The organism is Stutzerimonas stutzeri, assembly GCF_002890915.1.
In the GTDB taxonomy this organism is placed as follows: Bacteria; Pseudomonadota; Gammaproteobacteria; order Pseudomonadales; family Pseudomonadaceae; genus Stutzerimonas; species Stutzerimonas stutzeri_AF.
This window is the reverse complement of the sequence record NZ_POUT01000006.1, coordinates 1-20,243: the sequence shown is the minus strand read 5'-3', so window position 1 is coordinate 20,243 and position 20,243 is coordinate 1. Positions and strand designations below refer to the sequence as shown.

General features: G+C 65.9%; 20 protein-coding genes. 10 read left to right on the top strand and 10 right to left on the bottom strand.

The window, feature by feature from the left end; genetic code table 11:
- Window positions 1-35: 35 nt before the first annotated feature.
- From CXK94_RS11805 to CXK94_RS11795, 3 genes are read right to left on the bottom strand one after another with little or no spacing between them, the layout of a single operon-like run.
- Window positions 36-1,523, bottom strand: coding sequence for an MFS transporter (locus CXK94_RS11805; RefSeq protein WP_102894489.1), 1,488 nt, complete (start codon window positions 1,521-1,523; stop codon window positions 36-38).
- 14 nt (window positions 1,524-1,537) lie between these two features.
- The gene (locus CXK94_RS11800) at window positions 1,538-1,996 is read right to left on the bottom strand and encodes a universal stress protein (protein WP_102894488.1); all 459 of its coding nucleotides are present in this window, start codon (window positions 1,994-1,996) and stop codon (window positions 1,538-1,540) included.
- Between the two features lie 15 nt (window positions 1,997-2,011).
- Window positions 2,012-3,613 carry a NarK/NasA family nitrate transporter gene (locus CXK94_RS11795; protein ID WP_102894487.1) on the bottom strand — a complete coding sequence of 534 codons (1,602 nt, stop codon included), beginning with the start codon at window positions 3,611-3,613 and terminating at the stop codon, window positions 2,012-2,014.
- 327 nt (window positions 3,614-3,940) lie between these two features.
- Here CXK94_RS11795 and CXK94_RS11790 point away from each other — a divergent pair, with 327 nt between their 5' ends.
- From CXK94_RS11790 to CXK94_RS11775, 4 genes are all read left to right on the top strand, one after another.
- On the top strand, window positions 3,941-5,866 hold the full coding sequence (locus CXK94_RS11790; protein ID WP_102894486.1) for a type IV pili methyl-accepting chemotaxis transducer N-terminal domain-containing protein: 1,926 nt from the start codon (window positions 3,941-3,943) through the stop codon (window positions 5,864-5,866).
- Entirely contained in the window at window positions 5,844-6,455 is a 612-nt protein-coding gene (gene narL, locus CXK94_RS11785) for a two-component system response regulator NarL (protein WP_256046204.1), read from the top strand. The genes CXK94_RS11790 and narL overlap by 23 nt, the downstream gene beginning before the upstream one ends.
- Window positions 6,456-6,669: 214 nt before the next feature.
- Window positions 6,670-7,923: an alginate export family protein gene (locus tag CXK94_RS11780; RefSeq protein WP_102894485.1), complete on the top strand. Its 1,254-nt coding sequence runs from the start codon at window positions 6,670-6,672 to the stop codon at window positions 7,921-7,923.
- A gap of 67 nt (window positions 7,924-7,990) precedes the next feature.
- The gene (locus CXK94_RS11775) at window positions 7,991-8,776 is read left to right on the top strand and encodes a type IV pili methyl-accepting chemotaxis transducer N-terminal domain-containing protein (RefSeq protein ID WP_102894484.1); all 786 of its coding nucleotides are present in this window, start codon (window positions 7,991-7,993) and stop codon (window positions 8,774-8,776) included.
- Window positions 8,777-8,794: 18 nt separating this feature from the next.
- Here CXK94_RS11775 and CXK94_RS11770 read toward each other — a convergent pair whose 3' ends face one another.
- Entirely contained in the window at window positions 8,795-9,331 is a 537-nt protein-coding gene (locus tag CXK94_RS11770; protein WP_102894483.1) for a DUF4345 domain-containing protein, read from the bottom strand.
- Window positions 9,332-9,515: 184 nt separating this feature from the next.
- On the opposite strand from CXK94_RS11770, the gene CXK94_RS11765 reads away from it, so the two are divergent.
- Entirely contained in the window at window positions 9,516-9,950 is a 435-nt protein-coding gene (locus tag CXK94_RS11765; RefSeq protein WP_102894482.1) for a DUF411 domain-containing protein, read from the top strand.
- A gap of 116 nt (window positions 9,951-10,066) precedes the next feature.
- The gene (gene ypfJ / locus CXK94_RS11760) at window positions 10,067-10,924 is read left to right on the top strand and encodes a KPN_02809 family neutral zinc metallopeptidase (RefSeq protein WP_102894481.1); all 858 of its coding nucleotides are present in this window, start codon (window positions 10,067-10,069) and stop codon (window positions 10,922-10,924) included.
- Between the two features lie 619 nt (window positions 10,925-11,543).
- Here the strand turns inward: ypfJ and CXK94_RS11755 are convergent.
- From CXK94_RS11755 to CXK94_RS11745, 3 genes are all read right to left on the bottom strand, one after another.
- Entirely contained in the window at window positions 11,544-12,140 is a 597-nt protein-coding gene (locus CXK94_RS11755; RefSeq protein ID WP_037041870.1) for an HAD family hydrolase, read from the bottom strand.
- A complete protein-coding gene (tesB, locus tag CXK94_RS11750) occupies window positions 12,137-13,006 on the bottom strand; it encodes an acyl-CoA thioesterase II (RefSeq protein ID WP_037041868.1) in 870 nt (289 codons plus the stop codon). Before tesB ends, CXK94_RS11755 begins: the two co-directional genes overlap by 4 nt.
- Before the next feature lie 64 nt (window positions 13,007-13,070).
- A complete protein-coding gene (locus CXK94_RS11745; RefSeq protein WP_102894650.1) occupies window positions 13,071-13,670 on the bottom strand; it encodes a GNAT family N-acetyltransferase in 600 nt (199 codons plus the stop codon).
- A 40-nt stretch (window positions 13,671-13,710) separates the two neighbouring features.
- Between CXK94_RS11745 and CXK94_RS11740 the strand changes: the two genes are divergently transcribed.
- Entirely contained in the window at window positions 13,711-14,631 is a 921-nt protein-coding gene (locus CXK94_RS11740) for a histone deacetylase family protein (protein WP_102894480.1), read from the top strand.
- 47 nt (window positions 14,632-14,678) lie between these two features.
- Window positions 14,679-15,911, top strand: a complete 1,233-nt coding sequence (locus tag CXK94_RS11735; protein ID WP_102894479.1) for a TIGR03862 family flavoprotein — start codon at window positions 14,679-14,681, stop codon at window positions 15,909-15,911.
- A 172-nt stretch (window positions 15,912-16,083) separates the two neighbouring features.
- On the opposite strand, the gene CXK94_RS11730 is transcribed toward CXK94_RS11735, so the two are convergent.
- Genes CXK94_RS11730 through CXK94_RS11720 form a run of 3 tightly spaced genes read right to left on the bottom strand, consistent with a single transcriptional unit; the run spans window position 16,084 to window position 18,112 of the window.
- Window positions 16,084-16,764: a hypothetical protein gene (locus tag CXK94_RS11730; protein WP_102894478.1), complete on the bottom strand. Its 681-nt coding sequence runs from the start codon at window positions 16,762-16,764 to the stop codon at window positions 16,084-16,086.
- Window positions 16,764-17,471, bottom strand: coding sequence for a nucleotidyl transferase AbiEii/AbiGii toxin family protein (locus tag CXK94_RS11725; RefSeq protein ID WP_102894477.1), 708 nt, complete (start codon window positions 17,469-17,471; stop codon window positions 16,764-16,766). The genes CXK94_RS11730 and CXK94_RS11725 overlap by 1 nt, the downstream gene beginning before the upstream one ends.
- A complete protein-coding gene (locus tag CXK94_RS11720) occupies window positions 17,468-18,112 on the bottom strand; it encodes a hypothetical protein (RefSeq protein ID WP_102894476.1) in 645 nt (214 codons plus the stop codon). The genes CXK94_RS11725 and CXK94_RS11720 overlap by 4 nt, the downstream gene beginning before the upstream one ends.
- Window positions 18,113-18,649: 537 nt before the next feature.
- Here CXK94_RS11720 and CXK94_RS11715 point away from each other — a divergent pair.
- Both CXK94_RS11715 and CXK94_RS11710 read left to right on the top strand, forming a co-directional pair.
- Window positions 18,650-19,489, top strand: coding sequence for an AraC family transcriptional regulator (locus CXK94_RS11715; protein WP_037041856.1), 840 nt, complete (start codon window positions 18,650-18,652; stop codon window positions 19,487-19,489).
- Between the two features lie 119 nt (window positions 19,490-19,608).
- Window positions 19,609-20,243: LysE family translocator (locus tag CXK94_RS11710; protein WP_102894475.1), on the top strand; the 635-nt coding region annotated here is incomplete at its 3' end.

Here is a 20,243-nt window from a genome sequence, read left to right as displayed (position 1 = left end):
GCCGGCCATGTGGCCGGCGCGTTTCGTTGAAATTGTCAGGACGCGAGCTTGTGGCGGGCCTCCAGTTCGCGGTCGACGCTGGAGACGTAGTACTCGTCGGAGAACGCGCCCTCGGGTTCCTTCAGCCAGAGCAGGCAGAGCCCGAAGCTGAGGAACGCACCGGCGGCGATCACCATGAAGAACTGCGAGGGGTTCACGAAGGTGAACAGGGTCAGGTAGCAGACGGCACCGACGTTGCCGTAGGCCCCGGCCATGCCGGAGATCTGCCCGGTGACGCGGCGCTTGATCGACGGGATGATCCCGAAGGTCGCGCCCTCGGCGCCCTGGACGAATACCGAGCAGAGCACGGTGATCGCCACGGCCACGATCAGCGGCCACTTGGCGTTCATCAGGCCCATCAGCAGGAAGCCGATGGCGATGCCCAGCATGTACGCCAGCATGACGAAGCGGCGGTTGCCGAAGCGGTCGGAGACCAGGCCGCCCATGGGCCGCGCCACCAGGTTCACGAAAGCGAAGGAGGCGGCGATGATGCCGGCGGTGGTCGGCGTCAGCCCCCAGGTCTGCTCGAAGAACATCGGCAGCATCGACACCACCGCCAGCTCCGCGCCGAAGTTGGCGAAGTAGGTGGAGTTCAGCGCGGCCACGGTGTTGAAGGGGTACTTGTCGTCCTCCGGCACGCCCTTCTTCAGGATCGGTACGTTGACCCGCAGGATCTGCACGACCTGGAAGATCACCACCAGGGCGATCACCGCGTAGCAGATCATGGCGCCGGTGGCGCCCAGGTAGCCCATGTTCTCGATGCGCCAGACCAGGATGCCGAGCACGCCGACCATGGGGATGGTCCAGACGATCAGCTTGATCATGTCCGCCCAGGTGCTGACTTCCAGCGCGCTGGCCTTGTGCGGCTTGCGGTGCACGGTACCGGCCGGGCCGTCGGTGAGGGCGAACCAGTAGTACACGCCGTAGATGGCCATGATGATCGCCGAGCTGGCAATCGCCCAGCGCCAGCCTTCCGGCCCGCCGAAGGCGTGGATGGCGATGGCCGGCAGGCTCATGGCGGCGGCGGCGGAACCGAAGTTGCCCCAGCCGGCATAGAAGCCTTCGGCGAAACCGATGTCCCTGGGCTTGAACCACATGGCGGTCATGTGGATGCCGACCACGAAGCTGGCGCCGATGGAGCTGAGGATCAGCCGCGAGACCAGCAATTGGACGCGGCTGTCACCGAAGGCGAAGAACAGCGCCGGGATCGCCATCACCACCAGCAGCACCGAAAACACCCGGCGCGGGCCCCAGTGGTCCAGCGCCATGCCGACCAGGATGCGCGCCGGGATGGTCAGCGCCACGTTGGCGATGGCGAACAGCTTGAGGTCTTCGGGCGTCAGCCAGTTCACGCTTTTCAGCATGCTCGAGGCCAGCGGCGCCATGCCGAACCAGACGAAGAAGCAGATGTAGAAGGCGATCCAGGTCAGGTGCAGGGCCCGGATCTCGGGGCGCTTCCATTCGAACAGCGTAGAAACTCTCATGATGAGCTCCTCACTCAGGGACAGGCTTGGATCAGGACCGGGCACGGTGCCCGGCGGGCCAGGAAGGCGCTGACGCTGCCGAAGGTCATGTAGTCGAGCTCGTCGACCAACAGATTCAGCGAGCGGGAGATGAAGCCGCCGTCCGGCTCGTTGGAATGCCGCGCGATGACCAGCAGGTCGGGCTTCTTGTGCTCGGCGGCCTTGAGGATCATCTTGCGGGCGTCGCCCTCGGCGAGGATCACGTCGGCGTCCAGGCCGAAGGCGCTGACGCGGTCGGCGGCCTCGTGCAGGAAGGCCTGGAACTCGCCGCGATCGCGCTCGTAGAGCTCGACGGCCGAGTCGCTGGTGTCGCGGCTTTCTTCCACCACGCCGATGAGGATGATCAGTGGCTTGAGCGGGCCGAACATGTCGAGGGTGGCGTCCAGGGCCTTCCTGGCGTTACGCGAGTTGTCGTAGGCAATCATGATTTTCATGGCGGCACTCCGGACTCAGGGGTTCTTCACGTAGGCGTTGGGGCGCAGGTAGAACCACCAGTTGAGGATCAGGCACAGCGCGTAGAACACCGCGAAGCCGTACATCGCCACCTCGGGGGTGCCGGCCTTGACCTGCTCGCCGATCACGATGGGCGCGACGAAGGAGCCGTAGGCGGCCACCGCCGAGGTCCAGCCGAGTACCGGGCCGGCCTTCTCGCGGTCGTAGATCACGCCGATGGTGCGGAAGGTGGAGCCGTTGCCGATGCCGCTGGCGGCGAACAGCACCAGGAACAGCAGCAGGAAGACGAAGAAGTACTGCTCCGGCTGGCTGGAGCCATAGGCCTGGTGCATCACGTAGCCGGCCGCGACCGAGGCGATGACCATCACCACCGAGATCACCTGGGTGACGATGGAGCCACCGACCTTGTCGGAGATCCAGCCGCCCAGCGGACGGATCAGCGCGCCGATGAAGGGGCCGATCCAGGCGTAGGTCAGTGCGCTCGGCGCGTTGGGGTTGGCGATGCGGGTGACGGTGCCGTCGGCGGCCACGTCGTTCATGAAGCCGAAGATCACCGTGATCGACAGCGGCAGCGCCATGGAGAAGCCGATGAACGAGCCGAAGGTCAGGATGTAGAGGATGCTCATCGACCAGGTGTGCTTGTCGCGGAAGATGGTGAACTGGCGCTTGATGTTCGGCTGGATGCTGCCCGGCAGCAGGCGCAGCAGGCCGAGGGTCAGGCCGATGGTCAGCAGCATCACGGCCCACATGTTCAGCACGCCGAGCCCGGTGGGCGCCGGCAGGTAGAGGTACAGGCCGATGGCGGCGGCGACGAAGGCCACGGCGTAGAGGCCGAGGATCTTGCCGAAGGCGTGCACCGGGTAGCCGGGGGTAGGCGAGATCACCAGCAGGTTGTTCATGCCGAACCAGCCGGCGAAGGCCAGCGGGATCAGGAACACCAGCCAGACCCAGCCACCGTTCTGGATCCAGGTCTCGGTGCCGGCGGGGATCTTGCCGATCAGCGTGCCGCTGTCCTTGACCAGCTCCATCGGCGCACCGGCCAGCGCGCCGAACACGCCGGCGGTCATCACCAGCGGAATGAGGATCTGCATGGTGGTCACGCCGAAGTTGCCGAGGCCGGCGTTCAGGCCCAGGGCCAGGCCCTGCTGGCTCTTCGGGAAGAAGCCGCTGATGTTGCTCATCGAGCAGGCGAAGTTGCCGCCGCCGATGCCGGAGAGGAAGGCCAGCAGCTGGAACACCCACAGCGGCGTGTCCTGGCTCTGCAGGGCGATGCCGGCGCCGGCCGCCGGAATCATCAGCAGGGCGGTGGTGAGGAAGATGGTGTTGCGCCCGCCGGCGATGCGGATCATGAACGACGCCGGGATGCGCAGGGTGGCGCCGGTCAGGCCGGAGATGGCGGTGAGGGTGAACAGCTCGGCGGGCTCGAAGGGAAAGCCCAGGTTGAGCATCTGCACCGTGACGATGCCCCACATCAGCCAGATGGCGAAGCCCATCAGCAGGCTTGGAATGGAGATCCACAGATTGCGGTTGGCTACGCGCTTGCCAGTGGTATCCCAGAAGGTCTGGTCCTCCACGTCCCACTTTTCGATATTGCTCATGGTCGATCCTCTTGGCGCCGAGACCCTGCTGCTAACGCAACGGGGGTCAGGAATGGCCCGCACGCTAAGGGCCGGGGATCGATCCACAGTTGATTCAAATCAACACGCAGGGCGCGACAATTTGCTTACCCGGGCTTTTCTACCTCTTTCGGGTTACTCCCACCCATCGAAATAAAATCCTTTTAAATCAAATAGCTATAAGAAGGACTAAGTCGCCCCAGAGCGTACCGTTCGTCGCCGAAAAGCGTTGGAGGTATAGCCAGCGCCATGGTCAAGCCGCCTTTACAGAGCGCAGAATGACGTCCTCGATGCCCCTGTGAGCCCGCCATGTATTCCTCCGAAAGCGAGCAGCTCTCCACCCGCCACTCGATCGTGTTCAACACGCTCGTGGCGTTCGTGGTGATCATCGGTTTCTCGCTCATGAGCCTGCTCGGCAGCCTGTATCTGGCCGATGCCCTGGAAGGCGACGCCGAGGCGATCAACCATGCCGGCAGCCTGCGCATGCAGACCTACCGGCTGGCCTTCGTCGCCGAACAGGGATCGCCGCAGGCGCTCGCGGAACACATCGCCGCGCTGGAAAACACCCTGGAGTCGTCTTCGCTGCGCTCGGCCCTGCACCGCCATCGCAACAGCGACCTGCCGGCCCTGCATGCCACCGTCCTGCGGCACTGGCAGCAACGCATGCGCCCGCTGCTGGACGGCCCGAACGCGCGGCTGGCCGAGTACCGCCAGGAAGCACACACCTTCGTCAGCGAACTGGACGTCTTCGTGCACACGCTGCAGGAGGCGTCGGAAGGCAAGCTGGGCGTCATCCGCGCCCTGCAGGCCGGCACCCTGTTCGTCATCGTGGCGATCGCCTTCGTGCTGGTCTACGGCCTGCACAACAACCTGGCGACGCCGCTGCGCAGCCTGACCAAGATGGCGCGCGACATCGGCCAGGGCGACTTCAGCGGCCAGGTGCGGATTCCCGGCGAGACCGAGCTGAGCCTGCTGGCGCGCACGCTCAACCAGATGAGCCAGGAACTGGCCAGCCTGTATGCGCAGATGGAACAGAAGGTGGACGAGAAGACCGCCGCCCTGACCCGCAGCAACGCCACCCTGCAGCTGCTGTTCAACAGCGCGCAGATGCTCTACAGCCAGCCCGAAGACCCGTCGCAGATGATGGGCTCGCTGCTGGGCAAGGTGCAGCAGGTGCTCGGCACCGGGCAGATCTCGCTGTGCCTGAACTACGCCTCCGAGGCCGGCAGCCACACGGCGATGACCTCGCGGGACCAGCGCCCCCCGGAGTACTGCCAGTTGCCCGACTGCGCACAGTGCCCGGTGAACCGCTGCGGCGTGTTGCCGAGCGGGGAAAAGCTGGCCAGCTTCGAGCTGCGCTCCGGCCAGGACGAGCTGGGCCTGCTGAGGGTCGCGCACGCCGAGAGCGAGCTCCTGGAGCCCTGGCAGACGCTGCTGCTGACCACCCTGGCGGACCTCTTCGCCGCCTCCCTCAGCCTGGCGCAGCTGGGCCAGAAACAGGCGCGCCTGGCACTGATGGAAGAACGCGCGGTGATCGCCCGCGAGCTGCACGACTCCCTGGCCCAGGCGCTGTCGGCGCAGAAGCTGCAGCTGGCACGGCTCAAGCGCCTGATGCACAAGGACAGCGGCAAGGCCCAGCTGGACGACAGCGTCGAACAGATCGACCGCGGGCTGAACTCGGCCTACCGCCAGTTGCGCGAACTGCTGACCACCTTCCGCATCAAGGTCGACGAGCCGGGGCTCAAGCCGGCCGTGCAGGCGACCATCGACGAGTTCAGCGCCAACTCCGGGCTGCAGATCGCGCTCGACTTCCAGCTCGACCACTGCCCGCTGACCCCCAACGAAGAAGTGCATTGCCTGCAGATCGTCCGCGAGGCGCTGAGCAACGTCGTCAAGCATGCCGAGGCCAGCCATTGCTGGCTGAGCCTGACCCAGGAGCCGAATGGCGCCATTCGCGTCAGGATCGATGACGATGGCATCGGAATCTCCACCGAAGACAGCCGTGCCGGTCACTACGGGCTGATCATCCTGCGCGAGCGCGCCAGCAGCCTGAACGGCACGATCACCATTGGCCCACGCCCCGAGGGCGGCACGCGGGTGCACCTGCACTTCCCGCCCGCCTATCGCCACATTCCCCTGCAACAGGAGTCTGTCACGCATGAACGAAGGAACGACGACCACCACCCGCATCCTGCTCGTGGACGATCACCCGATGATGCGTCGCGGCCTGCGTGACCTGCTGGACCTGGAAGACGACCTGGAAACGGTCGGCGAGGCGGGCAACGGCGAGGACGCCATCAGGCTGGCCGTGCAGTTGGAGCCGGACCTGATCCTGCTGGACCTGAACATGCCCGGCATGGACGGCCTGGAGACCGCCCGCCGCATGCGCGACGCCGACGTCGACGCGCATATCATCATGTTCACCGTCTCCGACGAGCAGAGCCACGTGCTCGAAGCCCTGCGCAACGGCGCCGACGGCTACCTGCTCAAGGACATGGACGCCGAGCAGCTGGTCGAACAGATCCGCACGGCGGCCACCGGCAAGATGGTGCTCAGCCCGGAGCTGACCCAGGTGCTGGCCGAGGCCATCCGGGTCCGCCCCAAGCCGTCCGGCCAGGTGCAGTTCTCCAGCCTGACCAAGCGCGAGAAGGAAGTGCTGCGGCTGATCGCCAAGGGCCAGAGCAACAAGATGATCGCCCGCAAGCTGGGCATCACCGAGGGCACCGTCAAGGTCCATGTGAAGAACCTGCTGCACAAGCTGGGGCTGCGTTCGCGGGTCGAAGCCGCGGTCTGGACCTTGGAAAACCAGCAGATGCGCGCCTGATCCCCCTTCCACCGCAGGCCGGCGAAAACCTGCGCCGGCCGCCCTTCCGCTCGCATGGCAAAAATGCCATCCACACCCTCAATACTTTATGAAAGCCACGCCAACTGTGGCTTTTAGCACAAAATACATTGGCGTTTTTGCCATCTTGACGGCAATCAATTGCAAAGATGGCAAGCAGCCTATCGTTTGCTCCGAAGCCAATCAGGAGCACACCATGAGCAGCATCCAGCCATCCCGCCTGACCCTCGCCCTGCTCGCCGCGGGCCTCGCCTGCAGCGCCACCGCCAGCGCGGAGGAAAACTTCAGCAACCTGTTCAGCGAAGCGAAGCCGATCTTCGACCTGCGCTACCGCTACGAGCACGTCGACCAGGACAACGCGCTCGAGCATGCCAACGCGCAGACCCTGCGTACCCGCGTCGGCGTGCAGAGCGGTAAGTGGTACGGTCTCTCGGCACTGATCGAAGCGGACAACGTCAGTCGCCTGGGCAAAGCGGCCTACAACGACACCCGCAACGGCCAGAGCGACTATTCGGCGGTGCCCGATCCGGACGGCAGCGAGATCAACCAGGCGCTGCTGCGCTACGACCACGCCCTGGGCAGCGCCGTGGTCGGCCGCCAGCGCATCAACCTGGACAACCAGCGCTTCGTCGGCGGCGTCGGCTGGCGGCAGAACGAGCAGACCTACGACGGCGCGCTCGGCCAGCTGAAGCCGCTCGACGGGATGACCCTGACCTACGCCTACATCGACAACATCAACAGCATCTTCGGCCCCGAGGACAACCGCTTCGACAACCGCAGCAACCCGGCCAACATCGAAGGCCACAGCCACCTGCTCAACGCCCAGTACCAGTTCGGCCCCGAACTGACCGTGACCGCCTACGGCTACCTGCTGGGCCTGGACAACCTCGCCGCCAGCGCGGCCGCCGACTACGGCACGCTGTCCAGCAAGACCACCGGCGTACGCCTGAACGGCACCCTTGCCGGCGTCGGCTATGCCCTGGAATACGCCCGGCAGAAGGACTACGCCGACAATCCGCTGGACCTCGACAGCGAGTACTACCTGGCCGAGCTGGGCTACACGCTCAAGGGCGTGGCGCTCAAGGCCGGCATGGAAGTGCTCGGCGGCGACTCGACGCCGGGCAACCGCGCCTTCCAGACCCCGCTGGCCACCAAGCACATGTTCCAGGGCTGGGCCGACAGCTTCCTGCTGACCCCCGAGGACGGCGTGCAGGACGTCTACCTCGGCGGCAGCCTGCCGCTGTTCGGCGGCACCCTGCAGGCCTGGTACCACGACTTCCGCGCCGAACGCGGCAGCCGGCAGTACGGCGAGGAGATCGACATCGCCTACAGCCACGCCATCCCGCTGCTCAAGGGGCTGGTCGCCACCGTCAAGTACGCCGGCTACGACGCGGACGACTATTCGGTCGACACGGAAAAACTCTGGGCGCAGCTGCAGTACAGCTACTGACCGACCAGCCGGGCCGCCCGCGCAACGGCGGCCCGGCATGCAGCCCTACGACCAAGGATTCTCACCCATGCTCCAACACCTTTTGCGGCTCGCGCTGCTGGCGGCCCTGCTGCTCGCCGGCCTCCCCGGCCACGCCGCCATCAGCGATGCCGAGGCGGTCAACCGCGCCGGCATGCAGCGCATGCTCAGCCAGCGCATCGCCAAGAGCTACCTGATGATCGCCACCGAAACCCGCGCCGACCTGGCGGCCAGCCAGCTGGACGCGAGCATCGCCAGCGTCGAGGAAAACACCCTGGCCCTGGACGATTACGCCTCCAGCAGCAGCGTGCGCAAGGCGCTCGACCAAGCCGTCGAGACCTGGCAGCAGTACCGGCAACTGGCGCTGACCCGCCCGGACCGCCAGCAATCGGCCGAACTGCTGCGCCTCGCCGACCGCTTCCTCACCCAGAGCGAAGCGCTGGTACTGGAAATCGAGCGGCAGAGCGGCAACCAGGCGGCACGGCTGGTCAATCGCAGCGGCCGCCAGCGCATGCTCAGCCAGCGCATCGCCATGCTCTACCTGGCCATGAGCTGGAAACTGCCGGACAACCGCCTGCGCGACGACTTCGAGACCGCCGTGGCCGAATTCGACCGCGGCCTGCAGGAACTGCGCGCCGCGCCGCAGAACAGCGAACGGATCAACCGCCAGCTCGAGCAGGTCGGCACCCAGTGGCGCTTCGCCCAGGCCGGCTTCAGCCTGGCGGACGACTCGCGCTTCGTGCCGACGGTCATCGTCACCACCAGCGAATCGCTGCTACGCAAGATGGAAGACCTGACCCGCGAATACGAGCGCCTGGCCGGCAGCACCCGCTAGACCGAAGCGCAGCGGCGGCTACGGGCCGGGGTCGCCACGGCGAAAGGGTTGCGGCACGTCCCTGTCGGCGGGCTCGGGCGGCTCCGGCGCATCGCCGCGCTTGAACGGCTGCGGCGGCTCGCCGGCCAGCTGCCGGGTCGGGGGCTCGATGCGTTCCGAAGCCGGTTCGGGGCGCTCGCGGATCGCCAGCCAGGCGGCGCCAGCCAGCGCGGCGGCCAGCACCCGGTAGACCAGCGAGGCCAGGTCGAAGCCGACCAGTTCGCCGCCATCCAGCCAGAGCGACACCAACCGCCCGAGCACCAGTGCCGTCATGGTGATCATCAGCATCACCAACGCCGGCCGGGCCCGCTCGGGCGCCCGCGTCGCCCATAGCAGAAACAGCGCCAGCCCCAGCTGCAAGCCTCCGTAGTAGACACGCATGTGGCTGACCGAGGCGCCCTCCATGAGCAACATGCCGTTCAGGTTCGCCATCTCGTAGGGGCGCAGCCAATAAGCCAGGCTGAAGCTGACCATTACCAGCGCCTGCACAAGCAACACGCAACGGGCAAAACGCATCGAAAACTCTCCTGATGTGCGACTCGGCATCCCGATAGGCATCGGACTGCTCCGAGCGGCGGTTGGTTCGCCTGCGCCGGCCGTCGGAAGCCTCCTGGCATGTGACAAACACTCACAGATCAGCCCTTGGGTTGGCCGCTGGGCGGGCGTTATCCTGCCCACCTCGCTTGTCGGAGTAGCCCTTATGCGCCGTTTCCTGCTTCTGCCCACCCTGCTCGCCGGCCTCGCCCAGGCGGCCGAGCCGATCGCCATCGATGTCTACCGCGACCCCAACTGTGGCTGCTGCAGCGCCTGGATCGATCACCTCGAGCAAAACGGCTTCGCCGTCGCCGACCACGTGGTCAACGACATGGCCGCGGTGAAGTTGGAACATGGCGTGCCGCATCGCCTGGGCTCCTGCCATACCGGCGTGATCGACGGCAAGTTCGTCGAAGGCCACGTGCCGGCTGCCGACATCCTCAAGCTGCGCGCCCAGCCCGACCTGATCGGTGCCGCGGTGCCCGGCATGCCGCTCGGCTCGCCGGGCATGGAAATGGGCGAGCGCAAGGATGCCTACCAGGTGATCGGCGTCAGCGGGCAGGGCCAGGAGCGCGTGATCGCCGAGTACCCGGGCAACTGATCGATCCAGCGCCTGTCACGACTGCAGCTTTTTCGCGCCGAACGGGTCTGAGTGGAAAACAGCGGCCGCTTCGCTACGGCCGCGCGCTCCCGCCAACCGTTTCAGAGGGATAACTCATGCGCTGGAATCGAGCCCGACGCAGCGACAACGTGGTGGACGCCAGGGGCCGCAGCGGCATGCGCCTGGGCGGTGGACTGGGCCTGGGCGGCATCGCCATCGTCGTGGTGATCGGCCTGCTCTCCGGCCAGGACCCGCTGCAGATTCTCGACCAGTTGGCCAACCAGACCGGCACCAGCGTCTCCCCGCAGGGCCAGCGGCCCAGCGGCGACGATCCGCAGGTGGAATTCGTCCGCGCCGTGCTCGGCGACACCGAAGACACCTGGCGCGCCCTGTTCCAGCAGGGCGGCGCGCAGTATCGCGATCCGACCCTGGTGCTGTTTCGCGGCGGTGTGAACTCGGCCTGCGGTTTCGCCAGCTCGGCCGTCGGCCCCTTCTACTGCCCGGGCGACCAGCAGGTGTACCTCGACCTGCAGTTCTTCGACGACATGGCCCGGCGCTTCTCCGCCGCCGGCGACTTCGCCCAGGCCTACGTGATCGCCCACGAGGTCGGCCACCACGTGCAGACCCTGCTCGGCGTCTCGCGGCAGATGCAGGCCGCCCGCCAGCGCGGCGCACGCATGGAGGGCGACAACGGCCTGCTGGTGCGCCAGGAGCTGCAGGCCGACTGCTTCGCCGGCGTCTGGGCCTACCACGCGCAGCAGCGCCATGACTGGCTGGAGGAAGGCGACCTGGAAGAAGCGCTGAACGCCGCCAACGCCATCGGCGACGACCGCCTGCAGCAACAGAGCCAGGGCCGCGTGGTCCCCGACGCCTTCACCCACGGCACCTCGGCGCAGCGCGTACGCTGGTTCCGCGACGGCTTCGAGCACGGCGACCCCGGCCGCTGCGATACCTTCGGCGTGGCACGGCTTTAGCGTCCCGGCCCACTGCCACAGGGGTTCGGTGTTAACGGACTTTTGTGAAGGCCCCGACCGGGGCGACGCTTTTTCAGCCCCTGGCAGGCCTGCGGGGCCTGCATCGCCGCGCGGGCGCGCCCACACTGGGACCGGCGTGCAGCGGCTGCTTTTGTGGGAGGGCCGCCCCCGGAGCGATGCTCTTGGGCTTCTAGCAGGCCTGCGGCCCGCATCGCCGCGAGGGCGCGCCCCTACAAGTTCGCGGGGCGCTCGCTGTTCTGGTAGGAGGCCCGACCCCGGGGCGATGCTCTTGGGCTTCTAGCAGGCCTGCGGCCCGCATCGCCGCGAGGGCGCGCCGCCTACAGGTTCGCGGGGCGCTCGCTGCCCTGGTGGGAGGCCCGAGCCGGGGCGATGCCTTTGCGCTTCTGGCAGGCCTGCGGCCCGCATCGCCGCGAGGGCGCGCCTCCTACAGGTTCGCGGGGCGCTCGCTGTTCTGGTAGGAGGCCCGACCCCGGGGCGATGCTCTTGGGCTTCTAGCAGGCCTGCGGCCCGCATCGCCGCGAGGGCGCGCCGCCTACAGGTTCGCGGGGCGTTCGCTGCCCTGGTGGGAGGCCCGACCCGGGGCGATGGTTTTTAGGCCTCAGGTCCCGAACAACCCACCACGCAGCGCATGACAATCACGCGCATACAGGTCGCACAGCTCCGGCCACGGGTTCTCCGGCACGTTGACCAGCACGCCATGGGCGCCGGCGGCGCGGGCGCATTCCAGGTCGAAGCGGTAGTCGCCGACCATCGCCATTTCCCGCGGATCGACGCCCCAGCGCTCGGCCAGCTGCAGCAGGCCGCCCGGGTGCGGCTTGGGTGGCGCCTCGTCGCGGCCGAGAATGTCCTCGGGCAGGAAACAGTCGCCCAGACCCACCGCCTGCAGGGTCACCAGCGCCAGCTCGTGGGCGTTGCGGGTGAGCACGCCGAGGCGGCAATCGCGCTCGCGCAACAGCTGCAGCAGCTCGCGGGCACCGGCCGCCGGCCGGGCCGCATAGGCCAACTCGCGCTCATGCTCCAGCAGCCAGGCGCGCTTGGCCGCCGCCTCGTCGGCGGGGAGTGCGGCCAAGTGGTGGAGGATGTCGTCTTCCGGCGGAATGTCCAGGGCGCGGCGGATCGCGGCGAAGTCATGCACGGCGATGGTCAGCGTGCCATCCATGTCGAACACCCAGTGCCGCACCTCGGCAATCTTCACATCCAGTCCTCGCGCACGCGGATCAACCCTTCCTGGGCCACCGAGGCCACCAGCTGGCCCTCGCGGTTGAAGATGTTGCCACGGGCGAAGCCGCGGGCATTGCCGGCCCAGGGGCTGTCCATGGCGTAGAGCAGCCAGTCGTCGACCGGCGACTCGCGGTGGAACCAGATCGCATGATCCAGGCTCGCCAGCTGGATGAACTTGCTCCAGGAACTGACTCCGTGGGGCTGCAGCGCGGTACCGATGAAGTTGAAGTCCGAGGCATAGGCCAGCAGGTACTTGTGCAGCGCCGGGCTGTCCGGCAGCGTGCCGTCGGCACGGAACCAGATATACCGCACCGGCTCCATGGGCTGCGGGTTGGCCGGGTCCGCCAGCGTGACGGGACGGATCTCGATGGGCTTGGGCCGGCGCAGCTTCTCCATCACCCGCTCCGGCACCATCGGCGACAGCTTGTCCAGCAGCTCCCACTCGCTGGGCAGGTCGTCGGGGCCGATCACGTCGGGCATCGGCAGCTGGTGTTCGTAGCCGCTCTCCTGGGCCTGGAACGAGGCGATGCAGGTGAAGATGGTCTGGCCTTTCTGGATCGCACTGACCCGGCGCGTGGTGAAGCTGCCGCCATCGCGTACGCGGTCGACGTCATACACCACCGGCTGGTGCGAATCACCCGGGCGCAGGAAGTAGCCGTGCAGCGAATGCACATGGCGCTCAGGGACGACCGTCTGGCTCGCGGCGGAAATCGCCTGGCCGAGCACCTGCCCGCCGAATAGCTGGGGAAAACCGAGGTCCTGGCTGGTGCCGCGGAAGAGATTTTCCTCGATGCGTTCCAGCGTCAGCAGATGGACCAGGGCGTCGAGTATCTGGGTCATTTGCAGCTTCCTTGAATAAGGGGACGGAGCAGGCGCGCAATGTTACGGGCTTCGCCTGCGCGGGTCAGCCTCCACGCCAATCGCTGCGGCGCTGTCGATAAAATAGCTGGCGCCGCAAGGGATGTCCTGGTGGCAAGCCGGGATGGTCGAAATCGCCCGCTGTATCGGCCTGCATGCCGAGCGCCTCGAGCAGCTGGCGGGAGGGTTCGTTGAGCTGCGCGGTATAGGCGATCACCTCCGGCAACTTGAGGCGCTCGAAGGCACAGGCCAGCACTGCCCCGGCCGCCTCGTAGGCCAGGCCCTGCCCCCAATGCGCGCACGCCAGCCGCCAGGCGAGTTCCACCGCCGGCGCGAACGGCAGCTGCGGCGCACTCCAGGCCAGCCCGCAAAAGCCGATGAGCGCCCCGCTATCCTTGCGCTCCATCACCCACAGGCCGAAACCGTAGCGCAGGAAGTGCAGCCGGCAGTGCACCAGCAACGCCGCGCTCTCGTCGCGCGACAGGGGAGCCGGCAGGTAGCGCATCACCTCCGGATCGGCACAAATCTGCGCCAGCGGGTCGAGGTCCTCGTCATGCCAGCGGCGCAAACGCAGGCGCGGCGTTTCCAGCTCGATCCGCTTCTCCGCCACCCCCGCTCCTTGAGCGTGCCGACAGCCTGCCGGCATACTCCGGCGCATTACCCGCCTCGTCGAACTCGCATCGCTCATGTCGCTGCCCCTGGTGTATCACGACGACTACAGTCCGCCCCTGCCATCAGGCCATCGCTTCCCCATGGAGAAATTCCGCCTGCTGCGCGACCACCTGGTCGCCAGTGGTTTGACCACGGACGCGGCACTATTGCGCCCCGAAACGTGCAGCCGCGAGGTCCTCGCCCTCGCCCACGATGCCGATTACGTCGAGCGCTACTGCAGCGGCGACATGAGCCGCGAGCAATTGCGCCGCCTCGGCCTGCCCTGGAGCCCGCAGCTGGCGCAGCGCACGGTGCGCGCCGTGGGTGGCTCGCTGCTCGCCGCCGAACAGGCACTGCAGCACGGCCTGGCCTGCCACCTGGCCGGCGGCACCCACCATGCTCATCGCGACCATGCCTCGGGCTTCTGCATCTTCAACGACCTGGCGGTGATCGCCCTCTACCTGCTGGAAAGCGGGCGCGCCAGCCGCGTGCTGATCTTCGACTGCGACGTGCACCAGGGCGACGGTACCGCGCGCATCCTGGAAAACGTGCCCGACGCGGTCACCGTCTCGCTGCACTGCGAGAAGAACTTCCCGGCCCGCAAGGCCCAGAGCGACTGGGACATCCCGCTGCCGCCGGGCATGGGCGATGCGGCCTACCTCAAGACGGTGCACGACACGCTGAACTACCTGCTGCCGATCTACCAGCCGGACCTGGTGCTCTACGACGCCGGCGTCGACGTGCACCGCGACGACGCCCTGGGCCTGCTCGCACTCAGCGACGCCGGCCTGGCCGCGCGCGACAGCGCCGTGCTCGAGCACTGCCTGGGCCGCGACATCCCGGTGGTCGGGCTGATCGGCGGCGGCTACGACAAGGACCGCGCTCTGCTCGCCCGCCGCCACGCCCAGCTGCATTTCAGCGCCGCCGCGGCCTGGCGGCGCTACGGGCTGGGCTGAACAGCCGCTACAATGCCCGCCCCGCCCCACACCGCCAGGCCAGAACCATGCTCCCGACCGCCACGCCTTCCCGTATCGCCATCATCGGCGGCGGCCCCTCCGGCCTGATGGCCGCCGAAGTGCTGAGCCAGGCCGGCGTAACGGTGGACCTGTACGACGCCATGCCCTCGGTGGGCCGCAAGTTCCTGCTGGCCGGCGTCGGCGGCATGAACATCACCCATGCCGAGAACTTCGCCGCCTTCATCGAGCGCTACCGCGAACGGGCCGGCGAACTGCGCCCGCTGTTGGAAGCCTTTACACCGAATGCGCTACGCGAGTGGATTCATGGCCTGGGCATCGACACCTTCGTCGGCAGCTCCGGCCGCGTCTTCCCCACCGACATGAAGGCCGCGCCGCTGCTGCGCGCCTGGCTCAAGCGCCTGCGCGACAGAGGCGTACAGATCCATACCCGCCGGCGCTGGCTGGGCTGGGACGAGCACGGCGCGCTGCGTATCGCCGGCCCGGAAGGCGAAAGCCTGCTCGCCCCGGACGCCACCCTGCTCGCCCTGGGCGGCGGCAGTTGGGCACGACTGGGCTCCGACGGCGCCTGGGTGCCGCTGCTGCAGGCCCGCGGCATCGCCATCGCACCGCTGCGGCCAGCCAACTGCGGCTTCGAAGTGGCCGGCTGGAGCGCCCACCTGCGCGAACGCTTCGCCGGCACCCCGCTCAAGACCGTCACCCTCGCGCTGCCCGGCGATACCCCGCGCAAGGGCGAATTCGTCCTGACCGCCACGGGCATCGAAGGCAGCCTGGTCTATGCGCTGTCAGCGCCGATTCGCGAGCGCATCGAGCAACAGGGCTCGGCCACCGTGCTGCTCGACCTGCTGCCGGACCGCTCGCAACAGCAGATCGCCACTGCCCTGGCCAAACCGCGCGGCTCGCACTCCATGGCCAAGCACCTGCACCGCCACCTGCGCCTGGATGGCGCCAAGGCCGCCCTGCTGCGCGAGCTCACCGACGCCGACACCTTCCACGACCCGCAAGCCCTGGCCACCGCGATCAAGGCCCTGCCCATCCCCCTGCTCCGCCCGCGCCCATTGGACGAAGCCATCAGCAGCGCCGGCGGCGTACCGTTCGAGGCACTGGACACCAACCTGATGCTGCGCCAGCTCCCCGGCGTGTTCTGCGCCGGCGAAATGCTCGATTGGGAGGCGCCGACCGGGGGTTATCTGCTTACTGCGTGTTTCGCTACGGGGAAGGCAGCGGCCGAGGGGGTGTTGCGGTGGTTGGAGGGGCGGTAAGCGAATTGATGTTGTCCGATACAGTACCGGACATAGCTGAACGCAAGAACCTAAAAATAGATTTGCCTCAGAGGGCCGATGGTGAGCGGCAGAAAACGGCCATTTGCCAAAAACCAAAACCGGCCCAGAAGCGAGCATCTGGTGCCTACCAAGTCGGGTTAATCGATTCGGCTCATACCGAAATGATGAAAAGGCCTTCGCTGTTCGTTGAGGCGCGAGCAGGTTTGTTCGGCTGCAAAACCAAGATGCTTGTGTCGTCCTCTACTTCTTGCAGAGCAACACCCAATTGCTGGTGTTCGTACCAGTAGCCATCGCTGCAAAGGACCAGACTGGCATCCACGGGGAAAGGGATGTTCTGACATTCCGGGACGTAGAAGCGCTTTGCATTCAAAGAGCGGGTCAGCATATGGCGGTACTGCGAAGCTTCCACGTATGAGGCCGGCCAGATGGGTTGCTGGCTCAGATCATGCGGACGGGTCAGCCAGTCGATATGACCGCTGCTCTGGCGGATGCCGGCCCGGCAATCTCCCACGTGCAGGAGATGCAGTTGCTGCAGCCGCAGGTCGACAAGCGCGCAGCAGTAGCTGGCGACGGCATGCAGGTGTTGATGGCGCAGCTTATGCTGTTCGACGCGCATCACATCGACCAGGCTAGCCGTATTCGGCGGCTCGTTGGCGGCAAGTGCATTTTTGACAATGATTTGGGCCCAGTGTCGCGCCAAGGCGTGACCATCACCTTTCTCGGCTGCATCCACCAGCATTGCCAGCAGGTAGTGACCTTTGTGGCCGACAGCGGCGGCATCATTGTTGCTTCGTGTCCGCCGTCCTTGGCGACTGCTCCAGTCAATTTGCATCAAGGGCGGACTCCGGCCAGTGACTCCAGCCGTTCGAACAACAGATTTTCGCGATCTGAATCGCCTCTAGACTGAGCGCTTACGGCATACTCGAAATTGTTATCGTCCAGTAGCTTGGCGACTTCGTGGCTTATGTAAGTGCTGACCTCAACCTTGGCGCTCTGAATTTCGCCCAGCAACTCGGGACGCCCGTCGACCAAGTGGAGAATGTCCTCAATGTCTCGACTGGTTAGCGCATCGCCACGGCCACGGCCTTTCCACGCCTCCAGTTTGGTGGCGACAAAGTAGACGGGGCTGACGAGATTGATGGTGGTTTCCGCATCCAACTCATATGGCGTTGCAGTGGCCATGGCGTCTTTGTACCAACGATTACTGAATCCGAGGGTATCGTCGTCCGGCATGAAGTCGACGCGCAACTCGCCCAACTTCATAGCGCAGATCGGTAGATCATCCCCCTCGTCGTTCGGGCTGAGCCGAAAGCCTCGCTGGGAAAGCTGTTCTTGTAGGCGGACGAAGCCTATTGCCCCCATGACATGCACGATCAGATCGACATCTTCCGTACTTCGGACCTGCTCGCGGGTGAAGTCATCGGTCAGCAGCAGACCGGTGGTACAACCACCAACGAAGGTCATCTGCTGGCACATATCGGGCCCAAGTGCCTTGGCAACCTCTTTGAGCATGTCTTGCAGGACATTGAATACACTCATCGAAACTCCAAGCGCTCTTGCAGGTTTTTTGCTGCCAGGTTGCTTTCGCGTGGCTGGCCGAGGCGTATTGCATCGACCAAGGCGAGTAGCGCGTACATTTCCGGATCCCTTCTCGCCGCATCGGGCGCTGTCTTGAACAGCGGTTCTACCTTCATGCCCATGGTGTTGCCGCGTGCGTATGACCAAACCAGCGGGTGCTCTCCAGCACTGAGAAGCTGATTGGCCAGCACAGGGGCGGCAAAGCTGGTCGAAATGCCACGAGTCAGTTCGCCTGGTCGAACAGGGAAAACGTATTTCAAACCGTAAACGATGAACTCCATCAGCGCCTTGGTATTGGCCCTAGGAACATTTAGCTTGCGGTCGTTCCTAGCCAGACCAATGTCCATGCAGTGTTTGAGCGAGCGGTTTATCTGTGTCTTGCTGATGCCAGTCTGCATCTCCAGAGAGCGGGCCGTATAGCGTGAAAGGCTGATGATTCCGACATCCGGGTCCAGCTCTTCCGCAGTTGCTCCCAATGGATCCTCTTCAAGGCTCTGCCAGTCTTTCCAGTCATGCGGCCAGGTAGCCACAGCCTTTCCGTGAGATTCGTGTCGCTGCAGACAAACCAGTTTGAGGAGTACGCCGATGTCTTGACCTTTCATGTTTCCCTCGACCCATCTGTCCCTGATCCCGGGACTTGGGACAATTAGCCCATGCATTCATCCTGGAAGCAAGATCTTTTCGGGAAATAATGCAGCTCATGCCTACCTACGACCTGATCTCCGGCGCTACCTGGCCAACTACATGTTCAACAAGGTGAACAAAGCCTATCAGTTCGGCCTCAAGGCCAAGACCTCGGACTTTACGCCGGCAGCGCTGCGTACGCTCGGCATCCGCTGACGTCCGCCGGCGCCAAACCTGTTTCCAGCGCGCCTGTTGGTTGGCCGCCCATCCGGGCGGCTTTTTTTCGGTAGGCCCTGCCCCGATCCCGTGGTCCATGCCGACGGTCGTTGAACGCCATCTGGATCAGCAGACCGTGGTCTACTGACACACTGGTGCGACATACACGTGGCGAGAAGGCCGGCGTGCACCGCCGCATTCCGCTGCACAAATATTCCAGAATCCCCGCTCGCCTTGGTCGAAAATGAAGTCGAATGCGCTTTACCTTCCCAAGCACGCCGCGCGTTTCCGGAGCCGCCATGGGTACGCATGACTGGATCGATCTGAAGAAGGATGCCGAGACCGGCATCGAGACGATCCGTGCCCATTTCGAAGGCCACGCCTACGACCCGCACTTTCACGAAAGCTACCTGATCGGCTTCACCGAGCAAGGCATCCAGCAGTTCCACTGCCGCCGGGAACTGCACAGCAGCACGCCGGGGCAGGTGTTCCTGCTCGAGCCCGGCGAGATTCATGACGGCCACGCCCCGGCCCAGGGCGGCTTCACCTATTCGATGCTGTATCTGGACCCGCAGTGGATCGAGCGCGAGCTGCGGGCCTTGTTCGAGGATGCGCCGAACCAGTGCCAACCGGCGTTCGCCAAGACGCTGGCGAGCGAGCCGGCACTGGTGGCGGTCATCGCCGATGCCTTTCAGGCGTTGCAGGGCAGGGAGCTGCGCATCGTGCGGCAAGCGGCGCTGGATGCACTGCTGGGCACGCTGGCGCGGCATCTGTCCTGGCGCCCCCGCGACGTATCCGATCCCCGGTTGCCGATGGTGGCGCTGCGGGCGCGGGATTACCTGCATGCGCATGCGGATCAGGACCTGGGGCTGGACGATCTGGCAGCGGTGACCGGCGTAGACCGCTTTCGCTTGTCACGGGCCTTCAAGGCGGCCTTCGGCCTCGCGCCGCATGCCTACCTGGTCCAGCTTCGCCTGGCCAAGGCCCGGCAACTGCTGGCAGCCGGACAGCCGCCGGCACAGGTCGCCATGACGCTCGGCTTCGCCGACCAGAGCCATCTGGGCCGCTGGTTCCGGCGCGCCTACGGGCTGACGCCGGCGCATTACCGCAGGCGCTGCTCGAATCTTCCAGACGCTTGAAAGGAGCCAGGGCAACAATCGCTCGTCAGCCACGAACGAGTCCTGCCCATGCCCAGCACCACCACCGCAACCCCTCTCGATCAGCCCTTCGCCCCGCACACCACGACGAGGAGTGCACAATGAGCCAGTGGCTGCCATTCGCACTGTTCGCCTTCGTCGCGTCCATCACACCGGGGCCGACCAATATCCTGGTGCTGAGCAACAGCTCGCGCTTCGGGGTGATCGCCGCCGTGCCGATCATCCTCGGCGCGGGCTCGGCCGCAGCCGCCATCGTGCTGCTGGTGGGCCTCGGCGCCGGCGAATGGCTGCTGCGCCATCCGCAACTGCAACAGTCGATGACCTGGCTCGGCCTGGGCTGGCTGCTCTACCTGGCCTGGCAGATCGCGACCAGCCCGGCCGACCCACTCCTGGCACCCGCGACCAGCCGACGACTCGGCGCACTCGGCGCCGCCGGCCTGCAACTGGTCAACCCGAAAACCTGGATGATGGCGTTCGCGGTAGTCAGCGTGTTCGCGGGCGCCAATGCGGATGCCGGCCGCTACCTGCTCCATGCCCTGCTGTTCTTCCTGATCGCCCTACCCTGCCTGACCACCTGGGCAGTGCTCGGGCTGGGCGCGGCTAAGCTGCGTAACCGTCCGCCGAACCCATCTCCCCGCTTCTTCCAGATAACGGCATGGTGTCCACCTATTTTTGGTGGACACCATTTCAAGCCACTTTCTGGAGGGTTTCGTGTCTCGACAGCGCCGTACATTTC

Bases quoted from the DNA above. Each gene is read 5' to 3' on its own strand.
- CXK94_RS11805 (WP_102894489.1), bottom strand. From the start codon at position 1,523: ATGAGAGTTTCTACGCTGTTCGAATGGAAGCGCCCCGAGATCCGGGCC.
- CXK94_RS11800 (WP_102894488.1), bottom strand. From the start codon at position 1,996: ATGAAAATCATGATTGCCTACGACAACTCGCGTAACGCCAGGAAGGCC.
- CXK94_RS11795 (WP_102894487.1), bottom strand. From the start codon at position 3,613: ATGAGCAATATCGAAAAGTGGGACGTGGAGGACCAGACCTTCTGGGAT.
- CXK94_RS11790 (WP_102894486.1), top strand. From the start codon at position 3,941: ATGTATTCCTCCGAAAGCGAGCAGCTCTCCACCCGCCACTCGATCGTG.
- narL (WP_256046204.1), top strand. From the start codon at position 5,844: ATGATGCGTCGCGGCCTGCGTGACCTGCTGGACCTGGAAGACGACCTG.
- CXK94_RS11780 (WP_102894485.1), top strand. From the start codon at position 6,670: ATGAGCAGCATCCAGCCATCCCGCCTGACCCTCGCCCTGCTCGCCGCG.
- CXK94_RS11775 (WP_102894484.1), top strand. From the start codon at position 7,991: ATGCTCCAACACCTTTTGCGGCTCGCGCTGCTGGCGGCCCTGCTGCTC.
- CXK94_RS11770 (WP_102894483.1), bottom strand. From the start codon at position 9,331: ATGCGTTTTGCCCGTTGCGTGTTGCTTGTGCAGGCGCTGGTAATGGTC.
- CXK94_RS11765 (WP_102894482.1), top strand. From the start codon at position 9,516: ATGCGCCGTTTCCTGCTTCTGCCCACCCTGCTCGCCGGCCTCGCCCAG.
- ypfJ (WP_102894481.1), top strand. From the start codon at position 10,067: ATGCGCTGGAATCGAGCCCGACGCAGCGACAACGTGGTGGACGCCAGG.
- tesB (WP_037041868.1), bottom strand. From the start codon at position 13,006: ATGACCCAGATACTCGACGCCCTGGTCCATCTGCTGACGCTGGAACGC.
- CXK94_RS11745 (WP_102894650.1), bottom strand. From the start codon at position 13,670: ATGCCGGCAGGCTGTCGGCACGCTCAAGGAGCGGGGGTGGCGGAGAAG.
- CXK94_RS11740 (WP_102894480.1), top strand. From the start codon at position 13,711: ATGTCGCTGCCCCTGGTGTATCACGACGACTACAGTCCGCCCCTGCCA.
- CXK94_RS11735 (WP_102894479.1), top strand. From the start codon at position 14,679: ATGCTCCCGACCGCCACGCCTTCCCGTATCGCCATCATCGGCGGCGGC.
- CXK94_RS11730 (WP_102894478.1), bottom strand. From the start codon at position 16,764: ATGCAAATTGACTGGAGCAGTCGCCAAGGACGGCGGACACGAAGCAAC.
- CXK94_RS11725 (WP_102894477.1), bottom strand. From the start codon at position 17,471: ATGAGTGTATTCAATGTCCTGCAAGACATGCTCAAAGAGGTTGCCAAG.
- CXK94_RS11720 (WP_102894476.1), bottom strand. From the start codon at position 18,112: ATGAAAGGTCAAGACATCGGCGTACTCCTCAAACTGGTTTGTCTGCAG.
- CXK94_RS11715 (WP_037041856.1), top strand. From the start codon at position 18,650: ATGGGTACGCATGACTGGATCGATCTGAAGAAGGATGCCGAGACCGGC.